Annotated in this window: 14 protein-coding genes; 8 read left to right on the top strand and 6 right to left on the bottom strand. The window is 62.1% G+C overall.

From position 1 onward, the window contains the following. Positions 1-18: 18 nt before the first annotated feature. Both LU493_RS00250 and uraD read right to left on the bottom strand, forming a co-directional pair. Positions 19-642, bottom strand: coding sequence for a phosphoribosyltransferase (locus tag LU493_RS00250; protein ID WP_275285770.1), 624 nt, complete (start codon positions 640-642; stop codon positions 19-21). Positions 643-701: 59 nt separating this feature from the next. Further along, a complete protein-coding gene (gene uraD, locus LU493_RS00245; protein WP_275285769.1) occupies positions 702-1,226 on the bottom strand; it encodes a 2-oxo-4-hydroxy-4-carboxy-5-ureidoimidazoline decarboxylase in 525 nt (174 codons plus the stop codon). Positions 1,227-1,414: 188 nt separating this feature from the next. Here uraD and uraH point away from each other — a divergent pair, with 188 nt between their 5' ends. The 3 genes from uraH to LU493_RS00230 all read left to right on the top strand — a co-directional run bounded on the left by uraH (position 1,415) and on the right by LU493_RS00230 (position 4,034). Beyond that, entirely contained in the window at positions 1,415-1,768 is a 354-nt protein-coding gene (uraH, locus tag LU493_RS00240) for a hydroxyisourate hydrolase (protein WP_275285768.1), read from the top strand. Between the two features lie 115 nt (positions 1,769-1,883). Then, complete coding sequence (locus LU493_RS00235; RefSeq protein WP_275285767.1) at positions 1,884-3,170, top strand: urate hydroxylase PuuD; 1,287 nt, start codon at positions 1,884-1,886, stop codon at positions 3,168-3,170. Between the two features lie 123 nt (positions 3,171-3,293). Next, complete coding sequence (locus LU493_RS00230) at positions 3,294-4,034, top strand: GntR family transcriptional regulator (RefSeq protein WP_275285766.1); 741 nt, start codon at positions 3,294-3,296, stop codon at positions 4,032-4,034. Between the two features lie 333 nt (positions 4,035-4,367). Here LU493_RS00230 and LU493_RS00225 read toward each other — a convergent pair whose 3' ends face one another. From LU493_RS00225 to LU493_RS00215, 3 genes are all read right to left on the bottom strand, one after another. Continuing rightward, positions 4,368-5,813 (bottom strand): NCS1 family nucleobase:cation symporter-1, encoded by a 1,446-nt coding sequence (locus LU493_RS00225; RefSeq protein WP_275285765.1) that lies wholly within the window; start codon positions 5,811-5,813, stop codon positions 4,368-4,370. Between the two features lie 74 nt (positions 5,814-5,887). Continuing rightward, the gene (locus LU493_RS00220) at positions 5,888-7,147 is read right to left on the bottom strand and encodes an NCS1 family transporter (RefSeq protein WP_428994506.1); all 1,260 of its coding nucleotides are present in this window, start codon (positions 7,145-7,147) and stop codon (positions 5,888-5,890) included. A gap of 241 nt (positions 7,148-7,388) precedes the next feature. Next, positions 7,389-8,129, bottom strand: a complete 741-nt coding sequence (locus tag LU493_RS00215) for an aspartate/glutamate racemase family protein (protein WP_275285763.1) — start codon at positions 8,127-8,129, stop codon at positions 7,389-7,391. A 599-nt stretch (positions 8,130-8,728) separates the two neighbouring features. Between LU493_RS00215 and puuE the strand changes: the two genes are divergently transcribed. Continuing rightward, the gene (gene puuE / locus LU493_RS00210) at positions 8,729-9,664 is read left to right on the top strand and encodes an allantoinase PuuE (protein ID WP_275285761.1); all 936 of its coding nucleotides are present in this window, start codon (positions 8,729-8,731) and stop codon (positions 9,662-9,664) included. A 149-nt stretch (positions 9,665-9,813) separates the two neighbouring features. On the opposite strand, the gene LU493_RS00205 is transcribed toward puuE, so the two are convergent. Beyond that, positions 9,814-11,262 carry a YfcC family protein gene (locus LU493_RS00205; RefSeq protein ID WP_275285760.1) on the bottom strand — a complete coding sequence of 483 codons (1,449 nt, stop codon included), beginning with the start codon at positions 11,260-11,262 and terminating at the stop codon, positions 9,814-9,816. 379 nt (positions 11,263-11,641) lie between these two features. On the opposite strand from LU493_RS00205, the gene LU493_RS00200 reads away from it, so the two are divergent. The 4 genes from LU493_RS00200 to hyi all read left to right on the top strand — a co-directional run bounded on the left by LU493_RS00200 (position 11,642) and on the right by hyi (position 16,007). After that, positions 11,642-12,175, top strand: coding sequence for an ureidoglycolate lyase (locus LU493_RS00200; RefSeq protein ID WP_275285759.1), 534 nt, complete (start codon positions 11,642-11,644; stop codon positions 12,173-12,175). Beyond that, positions 12,172-13,008, top strand: coding sequence for a bifunctional allantoicase/(S)-ureidoglycine aminohydrolase (locus LU493_RS00195; RefSeq protein WP_275285758.1), 837 nt, complete (start codon positions 12,172-12,174; stop codon positions 13,006-13,008). Before LU493_RS00200 ends, LU493_RS00195 begins: the two co-directional genes overlap by 4 nt. Positions 13,009-13,360: 352 nt before the next feature. Further along, on the top strand, positions 13,361-15,139 hold the full coding sequence (gene gcl / locus LU493_RS00190; protein WP_275285757.1) for a glyoxylate carboligase: 1,779 nt from the start codon (positions 13,361-13,363) through the stop codon (positions 15,137-15,139). 91 nt (positions 15,140-15,230) lie between these two features. Beyond that, on the top strand, positions 15,231-16,007 hold the full coding sequence (gene hyi / locus LU493_RS00185; protein WP_275285756.1) for a hydroxypyruvate isomerase: 777 nt from the start codon (positions 15,231-15,233) through the stop codon (positions 16,005-16,007). Positions 16,008-16,020 lie beyond the last annotated feature (13 nt).

Here is a 16,020-nt window from a genome sequence, read left to right as displayed (position 1 = left end):
GAGGGTGTTCTGAAGGGCTTATCCCGGTTGGCTCCCCAGTAAGCGAATCACCTCATCGTCGTCGACCGGCGAGAAGTCGGCGTAGAACTGACCGACGGCACGAAAGTACGCCGGCGCCTCGAGGCAAGCGACCTCGTCGGCGAGGCGTTCCAGTCGTGCCAGGGTCTCCGGCGGCGCAACCCCCAGGGCGGCGATCAGACGAACGGGCCCGCGGGGGCGCAGGCTTTCCAGGGCCGTCGTCATGGTCGCGCCGGTGGCACTGCCATCATCCACGACGACGACGAGGCGTTCGGCGGGATCGATGGGGGCACGCACCGGCGTATAGCGCTGGCGGCGTTCTGCGATCAGGGCGCGCTGTCGTTCGATTTCCCGAGTGATCGCGGCCTCGCCGAAGTGGTTGGCGGCGTCTTCCAGCCAGATTCGGTCTCCCTCGCCGACCGCACCGATGGCGAACTCCGGGTTGCCCGGCGCGCCAAGCTTGCGTACCAGCACGACATCCAGCTCACCTTCCAGAATATCGGCGATGCGTCGACCCATGGGCACGCCACCCCGGGGAATGGCGAGAATCAACGGATTCTGGCCCTTCAGGTGGGTGAGCCGCCGGGCCAGCGACTCGGCGGCTTCCTGTCGATGACGGAACATCGCGTTTTCCTCAAATGCCGCTTGCCGTTCCGTCAGTATAGTGGTCCTGAGCCGAGCCTTCAGGCGACCCGGTCGTGCAGACGAAAGGCCGCGATCCGGTTGATCTGTTCGATCGCGGTACGGCGTTCCTCGGCGAGGTCGTTCTTCAGACGTGTCTCGAAGGCGTCCAGGATGGCGTGGCGGTCGCTGCCCTTGACGGCCATCACGAAGGGGAAGCCGAAACGGGCCTTGTAGGCCTCGTTCAGGCGCTCGAAGCGGGCCATCTCCTCCGGCGTGCACTGGTCGAGGCCGGCGCCGGCCTGTTCCCGGGTGGAGTCATCGGTAAGCTCGCCGGCGACCGCGGCCTTGCCGGCCAGATCGGGGTGGGCGCGAATCACTTCCAGCTGACGTTCGGCGTCGGCTGACGTGAGTACCTCGCCCATGGCCGCGGCGAGTCCTTCCGGCGTGTCCTGTGCCGTTTCCAGGCCACGCTCCCAGGCGAGTTCGGCCACCCAGGGTGAGTGCTCGTAAATATCGCCATACTGGTCGATGAAGGCGGCCCGATCCAGTGTGCTGGGACGGGGAGAGAGCAGCTTGTCACTCATGATGGGAGTCTCCTTGCGAGTCGGGAAACAGGTTCGCGTTATCGTGCCTCGATAAACTGTATACAAAAAATGTTTTGAAATGTACCCTTATTGGTACTAAAAATGTCTTCAAGAGCAGCGTGTCCGTCGAGAGGCGAGCGCCTGGCAGACCACGGGCACGTCGGTTCCATCGACTGGAGGAGAAACACATGGGATACCTGACGACACATGTGCTGGATACATCATCGGGGCTCCCGGGCAAGGGCATCCGCATCGAGGTCTATCGCCTCGAAGGCAATGAGCGCACCCGGCTGAGCGAGGTCGTCACCAACGACGATGGTCGTTGTGATTCACCCATCCTGGAAGGCGAGGCCTTCAGTGTCGGCGAATACGAGCTGGTCTTCCATGCTGGCGAGTATCTGGACCGACAGGGCGTGGCCGGTGACGCTCCGCGCTTTCTGGATGTGATTCCCCTGCGGTTCGGGGTGGCCGATGCGTCCCAGCATTATCATGTGCCGCTGCTGCTGTCGCCCTACAGCTATTCCACCTATCGGGGAAGCTGAGGGAACACTGAGTCATTGCTGCGCTCGACGATCAGCCTCCGCGACATCAATCAGCAGTGCTCACCCTGCCCAAGTATCGAGACAACAATCGCATAATTCCAACGAGGCCTGACCGATGGAAGCCTACCTACTGGATTTCGCCAACCTCCTGTTGAGGTGGCTGCATGTGATCGCCGCCATTGCCTGGATCGGCGAATCGATCTATTTCGTGATGCTGGATAATGGCCTGCGTCCTCCCAAGGCGGACGAGGACAAGGAGAAGGGCGTGTTCGGCGAGATGTGGGCCGTGCATGGTGGCGGTTTCTACCACAACCAGAAGTACGCCAGTGCGCCGGCCAAGTTGCCTGAGGATCTGCACTGGTCGTTCTGGAAATCCTATGCCACCTGGCTGTCCGGTTTCGGGCTGTTCGTGTTGCTGTACATGGTCAACCCGAGCTTCTATCTGGTCAATCCGGGAAGCGACTGGGCCTGGGCCGCCAATCTGACCGGCTGGCAGGCCAATGTGGTGGCACTGCTGTTCCTGCTCGGTGGCTGGGTGGTCTATAACGAGCTGTGCAAGCGCATCAGCCCCAACATGGATCGCGATGGCATCCTGAGCCTCGCCGTGGCCGTGATGATGGTGGTGGTCGCCTACCTGAGCACCCAGATCTTCTCCGGCCGGGCCGCCTTCCTGTTGACCGGCGCGGTCATGGCCACTGCCATGTCGGCGAACGTCTTCTTCTGGATCATCCCCGGCCAGAGCCGCATGGTGAAGGCGATGAAGGCCGGTGAGACGCCGAATCCGCTGGATGGCAAGCGAGGCAAGCAGCGCTCGGTGCACAACACCTACTTTACGCTGCCGGTGGTGTTGCTGATGATCAGCAACCACTATTCCTTCGCGTATTCCCATGACCTGGCCTGGGTGATCATGACGTTGTTCATCTTCGCCGGGGCCCTGATCCGTCAGTTCTTCGTACTGATGCATGCGGGTCAGATCAAGCCGGCCTATCCGGCCGCCGGGGTGGTCCTGATCCTGGTGGCGGTGTGGGTCGGTGCGCCGGCCGGCAGCGGTGGCGGCGACGCCGAGACCGCTTCCGCCGAGCCGTCCAGCGCCGTTTCGGAGACCGAAACCTCCGACGCCGAGGCCTCCGAGATGGACGAGTCCGTGGCGGCTTCCGGTACCGAGGCGGCCGGACACGCCGAGCAGATCGTCATCGATCGGTGTGCCCAGTGCCACGCCGAGAATCCGTCCCACGAGGGCTTCTCGGCAGCACCGGCCGGTGTGGCACTGGAGACGCCCGAACAGGTACTGCGCCAGGTCGATCAGATCAAGCAGGTGGTGGCGAGTGGCTACATGCCGCTCGGCAACGTCACCCAGATGACCGACGAGGAGCGTACCGAGATCGCCAACTGGTCGCCCTGAACCTGACAGACGCTACCATGTCCCGACCGCCGCCCGCCGAATTCGGCGGGCGGCGGTCGTGTTGACGACAGGAATACGTATACAATGGACCTTGTATCGGGTTTTCAGGGAGATGAACGATCCATGAACCAGCGTCGGGCCGCAACCGAGCGCAAGGCCAACGAGAGGGTGGGGCGTCCCGGCAAGAATGGGGACGGTCCCGAACGTCATGAGTCGATCTATCATGCCATCAGCGATGCCATCATCGAGCATCGCCTGAAACCCGGCGCCAGGCTTCGCGAGGATGCCCTGTCCGAGGTGTTCGGCGTCAGCCGCACCGGCATCCGCAAGATCCTGCAACGCTTGGCCCTGGAGCAGTTGGTGACGCTGACCCCTCGACGGGGGGCGAGTGTCACGCGGCCCACTGCCGCCGAGGCCAAGGATGTCTTCGATGCCCGTCAGATGATCGAATGCGGCCTGATGCCGGAGGTCGCCCGGCGCATGACCCCCGAGGCGGCCCAGGAGCTGCGCGACATGGCGCGCCGCGAACGCGAGGCGCTCAAGGGTGGCGAGCAGAGTGCCGCCATCAAGATGTCCGCCGCTTTCCACGGCCGCCTGGCACGTCTGTCGGGCAATGCCACCCTGGCGGAATTCGTCGAGCGACTCTGCTCGCGCTCCTCGCTGATCCTCGCCGTCTATGGCAATGCCGGCCATCTGGGCTGCGAATCCCATGATCACGATGACCTGCTGAGTTTTCTCGAGCAGGGCAACGGCGAACGTGCCCAGGCCTTCATGGGCCGGCATCTCAAGGCCATCGAGGCGTCCCTCTCCATCCACGAGGAGGAAGAGGAAACGCCGGATCTGTATCAGATCTTCTCTGCCTGAAGGCAGCCCCTTCCTTCGACACCGCCTTTGGCAACTGAGAGGGTGTTTACAAACTACTGCGCTCGACCATGCGGCGTTGAAATCAGCCTCAAAATGCTCATTTACCAGCTCGTAAACTCCGCTTTTTCGGCTGATTTCGCCTGGCCTGGCCGTCGCTCGTGACTTTTGTAAACACCCTCTGAGCGCTACTGTTTATAAGGCAATCAACACGATCCTCCTGATCCCGTTGATTGTCGCCCGCTCCACGCTGGCGCAGATGTGGGAATCTGCTGGCGTGGGCGGGCTCGCGCCGGTCTACCGTCCGGCGGCGGCACGTCCTTGTGCCGCGATACGCTATTCGGTAACGGGCTGGTGTTGCCCTCGCATCAGCAGGTAATGGAAGAGCCCGCCCAGGGCGGCGCCGATCAGCCAGGCATAGCCGCCCAGTGCTTCGAGGGCCGGAACCCAGACCGATGACACCGAAAACAGCGCGGCCATCGCGAAGGCGATCAGGGCGCGGTGGTTCCAGCCCTTGATGTAGTGGTAGGCGCCATCCGGGTCGGCGGAGAAGATGTCCTGGATGTTCAGGCGCTGGCGCTTCAGCAGGTAGTAGTCGACCACGATGATGCCGTAGAAGGGGGCCACCACGGCGCCGAGGGCGTTGACGAAGCCGGCGATACCGATCTTGCTGATGACCGACATCCACAGGGCGCCGACGAAGAAGGCGATCACGGCGGTGATCAGGCCACCTATGCGAAAGCTGATGCGGCGTGGAAAGAGATTGGCCAGGTCATAGGCCGGCGGAATGAAGTTGGCGACCAGATTGATACCCACGGTGGCGGCGAAGAAGGTGATGGCGGCGACGATGGTCAGCGGCAGGGAATCGACCCGGTCGATGATGTCCGAGGGGTTGGTCAGCGTTTCGCCGAACAGGGCCAGGGTGCCGGCCGTGATGATCAGGGCAATGAAGGAGAAGAAGGCGACATTGAGGGGCAGGCCCAGCAGGTTGCCGAGCTTCATCTGCTTCTCGCTCTTCACGAAGCGGGTGAAGTCGCCGAAGTTGATCACCACCGCGGCGAAGTAGGCGATCATGGTGCCGGTAATCGCCATGAAGGCAGTCAGGGCATTGCCCTCGTAGTCACTGGCGCCGCTGAAGATGGTGCTCACCGCCGGCAGGAGATCGCTGCCGGCCTTGAACCAGACGATGACCATCAGCGCGATCATTACCACATAGACGAGCGGCCCCGCCCAGTTGAGAAAGTGCTTGATGCGCTCGATCCCCTGCCAGAACAGGGCGATCTGGAAGCACCAGACGATCACGAAGGAAAGCCAGTCGAGGGCTGTCATGCCGAGCCACTGGCCACCGGGGTCGCCGAACAGCGAGGTAAGCAGCAGCGATACTGCCGTGGAGGCGAAATAGGTCTGCACGCCGTACCAGAAGATGCCGATGACAGCGCGCAGCATGGCCGGGAAATTGGCGCCGTGGACGCCCATGCTGGCGCGGATCATTACCGGGAAGGGAATACCATACTTGACGCTCGGCTTGCCGGTCAGGTTGACCAGTACCATCACCACGAAGCCGGCAAGAATGATCGCTGCCATGACGGCCCAGCCATTGAGGCCATAGGAGATGAACAGCGAGGCCGCGAGCGTATAGCCGAACAGGCTCTGGATATCGTTCGACCAGACATTGAAGATCTCGAACCAGCCCCAGGTACGCCGTTCCGACGTGATTGGCGCAAGGTCGTCGTTGTACAGGCGGGGATCACGGTGCTGGATGTCCAGTTCTTGGTCCGTCATGAAGGTGTGCCTTTTGGTCTTGTTGGGCGAACGAAGGCCCTCCCCGTCAGGAGGGCCATGGGTGGCCGGAAGGCTCAGTCACGAAAGCGCTGGCAGGGGGCCCAGTAGCGCATCAGCAGGTAATAGGTCAGGCCCGCCGGGATCAGGCTGGCGTACCAGGACACGGTGGAAATGCTGAAGGCGGCGATCACGCCCACCGCGGTGGCCACCAGGGCGGCGACATTGACGCCGCGATAGGGGCCGTTCTCGTCGTACAGCTTGCCGAGATCCAGGGTGCGGCGGCGAATCAGGTAGTAGTCCACCACCAGCACCGCGAAGATCGGACCGAGAAAGGCCGAATAGGTCTGGACGAACATCTGCAGGCCGGCGGCGGACTCGTCCTTGACCAGCTCCCAGGGGAAGGTAGCGAAGGCCAGCAGACCGACGATTACGGTGGCCGTGCGGAATTTCAGCTTGAAGGCATCCATCAGCACATAGGTCGGCGGCACCACATTGTTGAGCACATTGGTGGTGACCTGAGCGAAGGCGATGAACAGCAGGGTGGTCATCAGCAGCGGGGTGTTGTCCACGGCGTTGGCGAAGACCTTGATCGGATCCGCCACGCCGGTGGCCTCGGATACCATGTAGCCGATCAGTCCCATGAACATCGTGCAGGGCAGGATCGACATGGCATAGATCGTGGTCAGCAGGCCTGGTCCGGTGCCTTCCTTGTGTTCACGGGAGTAGTCGCTGACGTTGAGCATCATGGTGCTGTAGATGCCCAGGAACAGCATGGTGGCCCCCCAGAAGGGCATGCCCCAGGAACCTTCCATGGTCAGCATGCTGGCGGAGAGCTCGTCGCCATAGCGCTGCACCGTGCTGTAGAACATGTAGACCAGCGAGCACAGGATGAAGGCACTGCCGATGTTCTCCAGCCACTTGATGCCCTGGAAGCCCAGCACCGACAGGGCGATCTGCAGCAGCTGGAAGGTGATGAAGAAGAAGACCAGATTGTCGAAACCGAACAGGGTCGCCGAGACCATGTTCAGGGCCCCGGCGCCGATCCAGCTCTGGAAGCCGTACCAGACGATGGCGGGCACGGCGCGCACGAGGCCCGGCAGGCGGGTGCCGGAAAAGCCGAAGGCGCTGCGCGCCTGGACCATGAAAGGAATGCCGTACTTGTAGCCGGGCGCGCCATTCAGGGCCAGGGCAAGGCCGATCACGAAGCAGCCGATGGCGATGGCCAGGGTCGCCTGGATGAGGTTGAGGCTTCCGACGACGCTGGAGCCCATGGTGAAGGTGCCGATCGAGACGCAGCCACCGAACCATGCCAGCAGGTAGGAAGTCCGCCCCATGATGCGTGTCTTCTGTGGCGCCAGGGATTCGTTGCCTGCCGCCTTGGTGCCGGATTCGGGAGTGGGGGGTGTCGTGGGATCGGTGGCGGTCTTGGCGCCATTCGGGGCGCCCGTGGGGGAAGGTGCCATGGTGGTGTCCTCGCAAGTGGTTCGCTGATTGTCGTTGTTGCCGGTTTCCTGCGGGAAAACGGTGAGGCTTGCGGTCTGTGTCCTGACGCGATGTCAGGTGGCTTTGGCGTGATTATTCGGTTGAACTGGAAAGGTGCTCAAAACGACCGACGAAGGTCTTGGGGCGTGGAAAGGCTAGATCGCCATGCTTGCTGGTACCGAGCCCCAGGCCGACGAGCGCCTCGGCCAGCTTGACGGCGGCGGTCACGCCCTCGACCACCGGTAGTCCGACCGCTTCGGCAATCTCGTCGGTGAGGTCGGCCATGCCGCCGCATCCCAGCACGATGGCGCCGACGCCATCCTCATCGCGCGCTTGTCGGCATTCCTCGATGATTCGCACCAGGGCGGCATCGCCATCGTTCTCGAGATCGAGAACAGGAATTTCGGCGGCGCGTACTCGACGGCAGTGATGGCGAAAGCCATATTGTTCGAGCAGGTGCTCGGCGATGATGCCGGTGCGTCCCAGGGTGGTGACGACCGAGAAGCGTGTGCTGATCAGGGTGGCCATATGGAAGGCGGCTTCGGCGATGCCGATCACCGGTGCGCGTGTCAGTTCGCGCGCCGCCAGCAGACCGGGATCGCCGAAGCAGGCAATGATATGGGCATCGGCGCCTTCACGGTCACCGGCTGCCACCTCTTCGAGCACACCCACGGCACTGATCGCCTCGTCGAAGTGGCTCTCGATGGAAACCGGGCCATGTGCCGGCTGGGTGGCCATGATGCGTGTGTCCGAGGCGGCAATGCGCTGTGCGGCGGCAGCGATGGTGTCGGTCATGCCGCGGGTCGTGTTGGGATTGATGACATTGAGGCGCATGGCGGCTCCCGGTGTTGTTTTTGTGAACAAAATATTGAAGTGTTGTACACAAAATAGGATTGAATAATACCGAAGGCAAGGAGTTTTTCCTTCTCTCGGTAGGCGATATTTATCATTGATAAACAATGAGTTACTGCACTATTCCGATAGTGTTGTTGTGTCCAACTGGTGTGTACAATTTTTGTGTCCAATTGCCTTTCCATCCTGGACTGACTGCGCCTTTCTTATCTGTATACTCCTTTATTGGCCGATCGGTCCGCCCCCCTGAAGCGGGCTGATGCCGGGTATGCTCGCGTGTGGATGAGGCAAGGCCGAGGAGCGGAAATCGAGAACGACGGCAAGGCCGGGATACCGGACTTGATTTTTTGTATACAAAAGTGGAGCCTGAAAATTCGTCCGCCGACGAAGATGCCCCTTTGCGGGAGGCGCTTGCGCCGGTGTGGGCAAGGCAACGGGACTTGCATCCGCAGTGGGTACACACTAGTATTTTATTGTATACATTTAATGTCGCTCAAAATGCGGCCGCCATGCGCCGAGGCTCGTGGCGATGATGCCGGGCCGCAACACGAGCGTCGCGAAAACAAGAAGGAAGCTTCGTCATGACATCATCGACTCGACGCGACTATCCCCGGGATCTGATCGGCTATGGTCGCACGCCGCCTCATGCCGACTGGCCGGGCCGGGCACGCATCGCCGTCCAGTTCGTGCTCAACTACGAGGAAGGCGGCGAGAACTGCGTGTTGCACGGTGACAGCGGTTCGGAGCAATTCCTGTCCGAGATCATCGGTGCCGAGTCCTACCCGGACCGCCATCTGAGCATGGAATCGATCTACGAGTACGGGTCACGGGCAGGCGTCTGGCGAGTGCTGCGCGAGTTCGAGCGCCGCGGCCTGCCGTTGACCGTCTTCGGCGTGGCGATGGCCCTGGAACGCAACCCCGATGTGGCGCAGGCCTTCAAGGAACTGGGGCACGAGGTCGCCTGTCACGGCTATCGCTGGATCCATTACCAGAAAATGCCCGAGCATATCGAGCGTGAGCACATGCGCAAGGCGATCGAGATCTTCCAGTCGCTGTATGGCGAGACGCCGCTGGGCTGGTACACCGGTCGTGACAGCCCCAATACCCGTCGTCTGGTACTCGACGAGGGAAGCTTCCTCTACGACAGCGACTATTATGGCGACGACCTGCCGTTCTGGACGCGCGAGGCCGACAGCCAGGGCCGCGAGCACGACCATCTGGTGGTGCCCTACACCCTGGACAGCAACGACATGCGTTTCGCTGCTCCCCAGGGGTTCAACACCGCGGACCACTTCTTCACCTATCTGCGTGATGCCTTCGACGTCCTCTATGCCGAGGGCGAGGAAACACCGAAGATGCTGTCGGTGGGGCTGCACTGCCGCCTGATCGGTCGCCCCGGGCGCTTCCGCGCCCTGCAGCGGTTCCTCGACCACATCGAAGCTCATGACCGCGTCTGGGTCACCCGGCGCGTGGATATCGCCCGGCACTGGGCCGAGCGTCACCCGGCACGCGGGTAACTCGCTCGATGCAGCGTCTCGATTCCATGGTGAAAAGCGTTGCAGCACCTGATCCTCGATATGGCCTCGAGAATCAGGTGCTGCGATGGGGCGAGTCGTGGCGGATTGACAGTGTCAGGCTGACAGGTGCCAGTCAGTTGCGGAAAGGCTTAGCCGGTCCACTGAGTGGCCTGTGCAAAGGTCAGCAGACACAGCGAGATCAGGACCCAGGTGCAGAACAGCGGGAAGAAGAACTTGATCCATTTCTGCCAGGGCACACCCGCCAATGCCAGGGTCGCCATGAAGTAGCCGGAGGTGGGGTAGAGGATGTTGCCGATACCGTCGCCGAGTTGATAGGCGAGGACGGCGGTCTGTCGGGTAACGCCGATGAGGTCGGCCAATGGCGCCATGATCGGCATGGTGACCAGGGCTTGGCCACTGCCGGAAGGCACCACGAAATTGAAGCCGAGCTGGGCGAGGTACATGCCGATGGCCGACAGCAGGCTGGGGAGCTCCCCGACCAGGTTGCCCAGACCATAGACCAGCGTGTCCATTATCTGGCCATCCTCGAGCACCACGGCGACACCTCGGGCGATACCGGCGATCATGGCGCCAACCAGGACATCCCGAAAGCCCTGGTTGAATCCTTCACAGATTTCTTCGCCGTTCAGTCCGGCTATCAGGCCGACGACGATCCCCATGATGATGAACAGGCCGGCCATTTCCATCATGAACCAGCCCTGAGCGAGTACGCCGTACACCAACAGGGCGAAGAAGCCGAAGGCGGCAAGAGCGGCGAGCTTCTGGCGGGAATTGGCGACCAGGGCACCTTCGTCGGTGGCGTGCTGGTAGGAGGCGCGCTTCTCCGCCTCGGCTTCATCGTCGGCCATCAGGCTCAGCGAAGGGTCGTTGTGGACCTTGCGCGCATAGCGCATGACGAAAAAGATGCCGACGCACAAGATGATGACGAAAATGATCGCGCGCAGTACGAAGCCCGAATAGAGCGGCAGTCCGGCGAGCTGCTGGCCCAGTCCGGTGTTGATGGGATTGAGCACGCCCGTGGTGAAACCTGCTGTCGTGGCGCAGAGCGCCACGGCGGCGGCGGTCACCGAGTCAAAGCGCAGGGCGATCATCAATGGCAGGATGACCGGCACATAGACCAGCGACAGTTCTTGCGTACCGATCAGTGTGGCCACCACGGCAAAGGTGGTCATGAGAACCGGAATCATCAGCAAGCTTCGGTTGGCGAAGCGTCGGCTCAGCTTGTCGACCCCGATCTCGATGATGCCGGTTCGTCGCAGCACCATGAACATGCCGCCGATCATGAAGGTGAAGAACACGACCTGACCGGCGCTCATCAGCCCATTGGGAATCGCCAGCATGAAGTCGACCGGACTGACAGGGGTCGATTCGACGAACTGGAAGGACGCCGCATCGATGGTGGTGCGACCGTCTGGCCCGGGAATACGCTCGTAAGTGCCTGCCGGCACGAAGTACGTGGCAACCGAGGCGAGAGCGATAAAAATGAAGAGAATCACATAGATATGGGGTATCTGAAACGAGCTTTTATGGCTTTTTCGGGATGCTCGGCTATCAGTGGTCTGAGGCTGTTGGGACATGCAGTACCTCGGGTTGTTGTTGAGATGTGGCACGGGTGCCTTGCTTGGGACAGGTACGCTCGAAGGCTTGAGACTTGCGTATGGGCGTGATTTGAAACAAGACATGGCGAATTGCTGCCTGGTGGCTGAAGCGAGAGAGGAGCGTCATCTCCTTCTCGGTATTGCCACGGTTTCGATTGAAGCTTAATCTGGAAAAGATTTCCATAATTTTTTTCAGGCGACTGCCGCAGGCCGAGGGTCACGTTGGTACTGGGCCGCAGGTATGGCAGCCACAGACGCTCGATGAACCGAAAATCTCGATAAGAGGGTGGCGGTGCCCGAGGTGCCGTAGCCGTTTGTAATGTCCGAGAGATGGCCCATCTCTCATGCAGGAGGTTATATGCTTGAACTCGAGGCGCGTCCGCTTACCCCGGAGGCGTTCGCTCCCTTCGGCGAGGTGATCGATACGCGAGTCTCCGATTACTTTCATATCAACGCCGGCCGAACCCGGCGTTACCATGATCTGGCGCGCGTCGAGACGCTGGGCGAGGAGGCGCGGGCGCTGATCAGCATCTTCGTCAGCCAGCCCATCAGCGTGCCGCTGGACCTGTCGTTCCTGGAGCGACATCCCCAGGGCAGCCAGGCGTTCGTGCCGATGCACGAAGAGCGCTTCATCATCGTGGTGGCGCCCCCCGGCGAGCAAATCGACCCCGAGAGCGTGCAAGCCTTCGTCACCGATGGCCGCCAGGGGGTCAACTATCGCGCCGGTACCTGGCATGCCATCCAGTCCGTTCTGGAGCGCGAGGGCGAATTCCTGGTGGTGGATCGCGGCGGCCAGGGCAACAACTGCGACGAGCATCCGATCGATATCCGCGTGACCCTGCCCCATGGCGAGGCCGTCACGTCCCCACGCGAACAAGAGGAAACCCCGTGACCCAGAGACAGTACTACGCCCCCCACGGTGGCCACCCGGGGCAGAAGGTCATGACCACCGACCGTGCCATGTTCACCGAGGCCTTCGCGGTGATCCCCAGGGGCGTCTATCGCGACATCGTCACCAGCAAGTTGCCCCACTGGGAGAATACCCGGCTCTGGATTCTGTCCCGGCCGCTGTCCGGCTTCGCGGAGACCTTCTCCCAGTACATCATGGAAGTCTCGCCGGGTGGCGGCAGCGAACGGCCCGAGTCCGACCCGGGGGCCGAAGGCGTGCTGTTCGTGGTGGAAGGCGAGATGATGCTGACCATCGCCGGCGAGGCGCATCGCATGGTGCCGGGCGGTTACGCCTTCATCCCACCGGGCAGTGACTGGCAACTGCGTAACGAAGCCGATGCGCCGGTGCGTTTCCACTGGATCCGCAAGGCCTACGAGTTCGTCGACGGCATCGATGTGCCCGAGCCCTTCGTGGTCAATGAGAACGACATCGAACCGACGGTGATGCCGGACTGCAACGAGGTCTGGGCCACCACGCGCTTCGTCGACCCGGATGACATGCGTCATGACATGCACGTCACCATCGTCACCTTCCAGCCTGGTGGCGTGATCCCCTTCGACGAGACCCACGTCATGGAGCACGGCCTCTACGTGCTCGAGGGCAAGGCGGTCTACCATCTCAATCAGCAGTGGGTGGAGGTCGAGGCCGGGGACTACATGTGGCTGCGCGCCTTCTGCCCCCAGGCCTGCTATGCGGGTGGTCCCGGTCCCTTCCGCTACCTGCTGTACAAGGACGTCAATCGGCACATGGCGCTGCCCTACAGCAAGCGTCGCTGATCGGCGCTGCCTGCCGGGGCGCTCGAGCAATCCGGCGCCCCTCGCCGGACTCAGCCGCGATATCCCTGCAAGACCCTGTTCGGCACCTGTGCCATGCAGGGTCTTTTTCATGTATCCAGAATGCAATTCTCCAGCGCCCAGAACTGGCTTGATGAGGTGGCGGAGCACGGCTGATATCTTTAATCATGATTTTTCGGGAAATTTTTCCATTTTTAGCAACCTATTGAATTTTCGGTGATGTAATGGCTGGAAATATTTTTCACTACGTATTGACGGCTCCCGGCGGGTGAGCCTAGTCTCTGTATACAGAAATTATTTCCAAAGAATAAAACCCGTTACCGGAGGAATCGTCATGGCTCGCATGACCGCTGCGGAAGCTGCCGTTCACGTGCTCAAGAAAGAGGGGGTCGATGTCGCCTTCGGCCTGCCCGGGGCCGCCATCAATCCCTTCTATGCCGCGATGCGCAAGGTCGGCGGTGTGGATCACGTTCTGGCGCGTCACGTCGAGGGTGCCTCGCACATGGCCGAGGGCTACACTCGCACCCAGCCGGGTAACATCGGTGTGTGCATCGGCACCTCCGGCCCGGCCGGTACCGACATGATCACCGGCCTGTATTCGGCCTCTGCCGACTCCATCCCGATCCTGTGCATCACCGGCCAGGCACCGGCCAGCAAGCTGCACAAGGAGGACTTCCAGGCGGTCGATATCCAGGCCATCGCCGGCCCGGTCACCAAGTGGGCGATTACCGTGCGTGAGCCGGCCCAGGTGCCGCGTGCCTTCCAGCAGGCCTTCCAGATCATGCGCAGCTCGCGCCCGGGCCCGGTGCTGCTCGATCTGCCGATCGACGTGCAGATGACCGAGATCGAGTTCGATCCGGACACCTACGAGCCGCTGCCGGGCTACAAGCCCGCTGCGACCCGTGCCCAGGTCGAAAAGGCGCTGGGCATGCTCGATGAGGCCGACAAGCCGCTGCTGGTGGCCGGGGGCGGCATCATCAACGCCGATGCCAGCGACCTGCTTACCGAGTTTGCCGAGATCACCGGCGTGCCGGTCATTCCGACGCTGATGGGCTGGGGCACCATTCCCGACGATCACCAGCTGATGGCCGGCATGGTGGGGCTGCAGACCTCGCACCGCTACGGCAACGCCACCATGCTCGAAGCCGACTTCGTGATGGGGATCGGCAACCGCTGGGCCAACCGCCACACTGGTGATCTGGCCACCTACACCGAGGGTCGCAAGTTCGTTCACGTCGATATCGAACCGTTCCAGATCGGCCGTATCTTCGGCCCGGACCTCGGCATCGTCTCCGATGCCAAGGCGGCCCTGGAGCTGTTCGTCGAGGTGGCCAAGGAGTGGAAGGCCGAAGGCAAGCTGAAGGATCGCAGCCAGTGGGCCGAGGAGTGCCAGGAGCGCAAGCGCACCATGCTGCGCAAGACCGATTTCAAGGAAACGCCGGTCAAGCCCCAGCGCGTCTATCAGGAAATGAACAAGGCGTTCGGCAAGAACACTCGCTACGTGACGGCCATCGGCTTGTCGCAGATCGCCGGCGCCCAGTTTCTGCACGTCTACAAGCCGCGCCACTGGATCAACTGTGGTCAGGCGGGCCCGCTGGGCTGGACCGTTCCGGCCGCGCTCGGCGTGCGTCGCGCCGATCCGGAAGCGGACATCGTGGCGCTGTCCGGCGACTATGACTTCCAGTTCATGATCGAAGAACTGGCGGTGGGGGCGCAGTTCAACCTGCCCTACATCCACGTGCTGGTGAACAACTCCTACCTGGGGCTGATCCGTCAGGCCCAGCGAGGCTTCGACATGGACTATCAGGTCCAGTTGTCGTTCGAGAACATCAACTGCCCGGAAATCAACGGCTACGGCGTGGATCACGTCTCCGTGGTCGAGGGCCTGGGTTGCAAGGCGATCCGCGTGACCGATCCCGAGGAAATCGCCCCGGCGCTGGAGCAAGCCAAGCGGCTCAAGGATGAGCACAAGGTGCCGGTCGTGGTGGAGGTGATTCTCGAGCGGGTCACCAATATCTCGATGAGCGGCAAGGACTTGAGTACTGTCAACGAGTTCGAGGCGCTGGCCGAGAACGAAGCGGATGCGCCGAGTTCCATCGCCGCTCTGCGCTGAGCACGGTCGTCGCTCGGCCAGCGGTGGGGACCGGCGGCCGGGCGGCCCGAGACGTACGCTGACATACACGAGAAGACACGGGGAGATTCACATGGCCAAGTTTGCCGCCAATCTCAGCATGCTGTTCACCGAGGTGGACTTTCTCGATCGCTTCGAGGCCGCCGCCAAGGCGGGGTTCAAGGGAGTCGAGTACCTCTTTCCCTATGATTTCGGTGTCGACGAGATCAAGCAGCGTCTCGACGACAACGGCCTGACCCAGGTGCTGTTCAACCTGCCGGCCGGTGACTGGGGCGCCGGCGAGCGCGGTATCGCCTGTCACCCGGACCGTGTCGAGGAGTTCCGCGCCGGCGTCGACCGCGCCATCGAGTACGCCAAGGTGCTCGGCAACACCCAGGTCAACTGCCTGGCCGGCATCCAGCCCGAGGGTGTCAGCGACGACGAGGCGCGCAAGACGCTGGTCGAGAACCTGCGTTTCGCTGCCGAGAAGCTCGATGCCGCCGGCATCCTGTTGATCGCCGAGCCGATCAACACTCGCGATATCCCGGGGTTCTTCCTCAACCGTACCGAGCAGGCGCTGGCGCTGTTCGACGAGGTGGGCAGCGACAACCTGAAGCTGCAGTACGACATCTATCACATGCAGATCATGGAAGGGGATCTGGCGCCGACCATCGAGAAGCATCTCGGTCGCATCGCTCATGTGCAGCTTGCCGACAACCCCGGTCGTCACGAGCCGGGTACCGGCGAGATCAACTATCCCTTCCTGTTCGGTCACCTCGACCGCCTGGGTTATGACGGCTGGATCGGCTGCGAGTACAAGCCGGCCGGGTCGACCCAGGAGGGGCTGGGCTGGTTGGATGCCGTACGCTGAAACGCGACTGCGC

Origin of the sequence: Halomonas elongata (assembly GCF_029081005.1) — a bacterium.
GTDB lineage: Bacteria > Pseudomonadota > Gammaproteobacteria > Pseudomonadales > Halomonadaceae > Halomonas > Halomonas elongata_B.
The sequence above is the reverse complement of the archived record's forward strand: the minus strand, read 5'-3'. Positions and strand labels throughout refer to the sequence as shown.